The organism is Parolsenella sp. (assembly GCF_982402205.1).
Genome location: NZ_CEVYAT010000158.1, coordinates 1 through 3605 on the forward strand (window position 1 = coordinate 1; position 3605 = coordinate 3605).

Consider the following 3605-nt stretch of genomic DNA (forward strand, 5'->3'; position numbering starts at 1 on the left):
CCAGCAGCTGGCCGCCCAGCTGGGCGCGAGCCTCTACGAGGCCACGAGGGACAACCCCGAGCTTCGCGCTGGTCGTGAGGCACTCTATGACGGCATCGCCGCGTGTGACGAGGAGCGCGCCCGTTACCAGGAGCAGATCGACGCGCTCGAGGCCGAGTCTGCCGATGCCGCGCAGGCGGCCGTCACCTACACCTGCCCCTTCTGCGGTGCCCGCGTTGGCAACGACGACCTGTTCTGCAGCGGCTGCGGCAAGCCGATCGCCGAGATCAAGGCCGAGCTCTATGCACGCCAGCAGGCCCAGGCGCCCCGTCCCCCGCAGGAGGCGGACGAGCAGTAGGGAGGGGGGCGAGACGGACGCCCGCCTTGCCTTTGCATCCAAGCAAGAGAGAGGGCGTGCCGGGCAACGTGATGCTGCCCGGCACGCCCTTCTCGTGAGCTGCCTGATGCGTGGTGCCCCGCAACGGGGCTTGCGGGCGGGACGAAAGACACGTCCCCCTGTCCCACCTACTTGAACGTGAGCGTGTAGGTGTCGTCGAGGATCGAGACGCGGTAGCTGCCGTGCGAGCCGCTCGTGCTGATGTGTCGGTCCCAGCCAGACTCGCCCGGGTCGTAGTAGGGCGAGGTGGGGTCGGCAACGCCAACCTCGCTTTGGGTCTTGCCCCACTCGGCGGCAAACTCGTAGCTGCCCGAAGAGTCGTCGGTGAGCTCGAGCACGGTGCTGCGCACGAACAGCGGGTAGTCGTCGTCGGCCACGTCGGTGGCGGTGACGATCATGCCCCAGCGGCCGTACGGGCGGTCGACGCGCGCGCCCTTGGGCACCATGACGGTGAGCTGCCTGTTGTGCACGGTGTTCGACTGGAACATGTCGGTGCCCCAGCTGCCCCAGTCGATGTCGGTGAGCTCGTAGTAGACCTGGCCGTCCTCCTCGTGGGAGCTGGCGACCCTGCCGCTTATCTTCTCGTCCTGGTCATAGACGGTCATGGTGGTGCCGTCGTACTCGATGCCAAACTCCTGGTCGAAGAGGGCCGAGGTGCCCTCGAGCATCATCGAGCCCTTCCAGGCGCCGCCGCCCAGCAGCATCTGAGACGCACCATAGACGAGCACGCCCACCACGATGGCCACGATGATGCCGATGACCAGCGGCTTCTTGCTCTTCTTGGGAGGCACGGGCGTGGGAACGAAGGAGCCCGCGCCAGGTGCGGCGGCTCCGGGCGCCGTGGCCTCGGCAGCCGTGGGCGCAGGCGGCACGGGCGCCGCGGGGGTAGTGGGCTGGGGCATCGCTATCTCGGCCGGCGGCTTGGGCGCTTCGGGGTTTGGCGCGGGTACGGGCTCAGGCGTGGGCGCGGGCGCTGGCTCGGGCTCCGGCGCGGGTGCGGGCTCCGGTTCCGGTGCGGGCGCTGGTGTGGGTGCCGGTGCCGGCTCGGGAGTGGCGGCAACCGGGGCGCCGCACTTTGAGCAGAACCGTGCGTCATCGGGAAGCTGGGCCCCGCACTTGGTGCAGAACATGGCGTCCTCCTCGTGGGTCGTCTCGAACTAGGTACGTCTTTTTAGGTTAGTGGAGCGGTGCCGGGTCGCGCGACTCAATCGCTGCCACTCTCGGCCAAAGGCTGCTCGGGGTACGATAGCGGCAGGTGCGCGCGCGGAATGGAGGCGACATGGCAAAGGTGACGCTCAAGGACATCGCCAACGAGGTGGGGCTTTCGCCCACCTCCGTGTCGCTCGTGCTCAACGACCGCCCCTGCAAGGTCTCGCAGGAGAGCCGCCGGCGCATCCTCGAGACGGCGCGCCGCTTTGGCTACGTGCCCAACCAGATCGCCCGCAGCCTCGTGATGCAGCACACGAGCACCATCGGCCTCATCATCCCCAACATCGAGAGCCGCTTCTTTGCCTCGCTCGCCAAGAACCTCGAGCTCATGTGCCGCGCCAAGGGCTATACCCTCATCATCACAAACTCCGACGACAACCCGCAGAACGACGCCAAGCTCGTGCGCCTGCTCGTGAACCGTGGCGTGGACGGCCTGCTCATCGTCGTCTCGAACGAGTTTGCCATCGACGAGCAGCTTATCGCCAACCTCTCGACCCTGCCCACGCCCTACATCATGGTCGACCGCTTCATCGACAACCTGGCCTGCGACAAGGTGCGCTTCAACAACGAGCTAGGCGGCTACCTGGCCACGCGCCATCTCATCGAGCACGGGCACCGCCGCATCGCCTGCATCGTCAACGCCCGCTCAAACACGGGCCGCGAGCGCCTCGACGGCTACACCCGCGCGCTGGGCGAGGCAGGCATCCGCGTGCAGGCAGACTACGTGCTGGGCAGCGACTACTACATCGCGAGTGCGTTCGACGCGGCGGCGAGCCTGGCCGACACCGATGCGACGGCCGTGTTCGCGAGCTCGGACAACATCGCGCTGGGCCTGCTCAAGCGCCTCTACAGCAAGGGCCTACGCGTGCCGCGCGACTACTCGGTGGTGAGCTACGACAACTCCGCGGCCGACGTCCTGTTTGAGCCGGCGCTCACCTCGATTGAGCAGAACGTGCCCGAGCTGTCGCGTGCGGCGCTCGACCTGCTGTTCCGCCGCATCGATGAGCATGAGGCTGGCAGGCTGGGCGAGCCCGAGCAGATTGTGCTCGACCCCAAGCTCGTGATCAAGGACAGCGTGCGCACGCTCGAGGGGTAGGGCCGCGTCGGCGGGCTCCTCTGAGGGACGTGACGGGCGCGTCCGGGAGAGAGCGAGCATGCACGGACCCAGGGCGGCCGCGTCGGCGGGCTCCCCAGCGCCCGCCTCGCCAAGCCGTCCCAACCAGACATATAGGCCTTATTTGTAGCAAGTGTGATGGCGTCCGCGTGCCCTTCTCGGCCACGCCTTGAACTTGACCATTCCTGCGAAACATTTCGGTCATGTTTCGTCAAATTTACCTACCGTTCACGGTCAAATTACTACCGTTCACGGAGTTAAACGCTTAGAAGATTTGTAAGCGCTTTGCGTTTACGTCGAGGTAAAACGATTTACCTATCTATACTCCGTCTCGGTCAGTCAAAAAGGGCACGAGCCAACCCCCAAGCAACGGCTCGCGCTTGGTGCCCGCAAGGGCATAACGACGCACGGCTGAGATGCCGTGCAGGAAGAGGAGAGGCACATGGCACATCCCGTCATCGGCACCCCCTGGCAGAAGCTTGACGGCCCCGTTTCCGAGCAGGAGCTCGAGGGTGTCGAGAAGTACTGGCGCGCGGCGAACTACCTGTCCGTCGGCCAGATCTACCTGCGCTCCAACCCCCTCATGCGCTCCGACTGGACCGATGAGAAGACCGGCGAGACCCGCGACTTCGGCCGTCCCGACGTCAAGCACCGCCTCGTTGGCCACTGGGGCACCACGCCCGGCGTGAACTTCCTCTTTGGTCACGTCAACCGCCTCATCGCCGACCACCAGCAGAACGCCGTCTTCCTGATGGGCCCTGGTCACGGTGGCCCCGCCGGCACCGCCCAGTCGCTGCTCGACGGCACCTACTATGACATCCGCCCGGACATCACCAACGACGAGGCTGGCCTGCAGAAGTTCTTCCGCCAGTTCTCCTACCCCTGTCTCTTATACACATCTCCGAG

General features: G+C 66.1%; 3 protein-coding genes and 2 pseudogenes. 3 read left to right on the forward strand and 2 right to left on the reverse strand.

Annotated elements, in window-relative coordinates; all coding sequences use genetic code 11:
- Positions 1–337 (forward strand): annotated as a pseudogene (locus tag AC1VTH_RS07405) (zinc ribbon domain-containing protein); the annotation flags it as partial.
- Between the two features lie 167 nt (positions 338–504).
- Here AC1VTH_RS07405 and AC1VTH_RS07410 read toward each other — a convergent pair.
- Complete coding sequence (locus tag AC1VTH_RS07410; protein ID WP_481335504.1) at positions 505–1278, reverse strand: hypothetical protein; 774 nt, start codon at positions 1276–1278, stop codon at positions 505–507.
- 162 nt (positions 1279–1440) lie between these two features.
- A pseudogene (locus AC1VTH_RS07415) lies at positions 1441–1506 on the reverse strand (zinc-ribbon domain-containing protein); the annotation flags it as partial.
- Positions 1507–1655: 149 nt separating this feature from the next.
- On the opposite strand from AC1VTH_RS07415, the gene AC1VTH_RS07420 reads away from it, so the two are divergent.
- Together AC1VTH_RS07420 and AC1VTH_RS07425 are read left to right on the forward strand one after the other, a co-directional pair.
- Positions 1656–2681 (forward strand): LacI family DNA-binding transcriptional regulator, encoded by a 1026-nt coding sequence (locus AC1VTH_RS07420; RefSeq protein WP_481335502.1) that lies wholly within the window; start codon positions 1656–1658, stop codon positions 2679–2681.
- Positions 2682–3141: 460 nt separating this feature from the next.
- Positions 3142–3605: phosphoketolase family protein (locus AC1VTH_RS07425; RefSeq protein WP_481335503.1), on the forward strand; the 464-nt coding region annotated here is incomplete at its 3' end.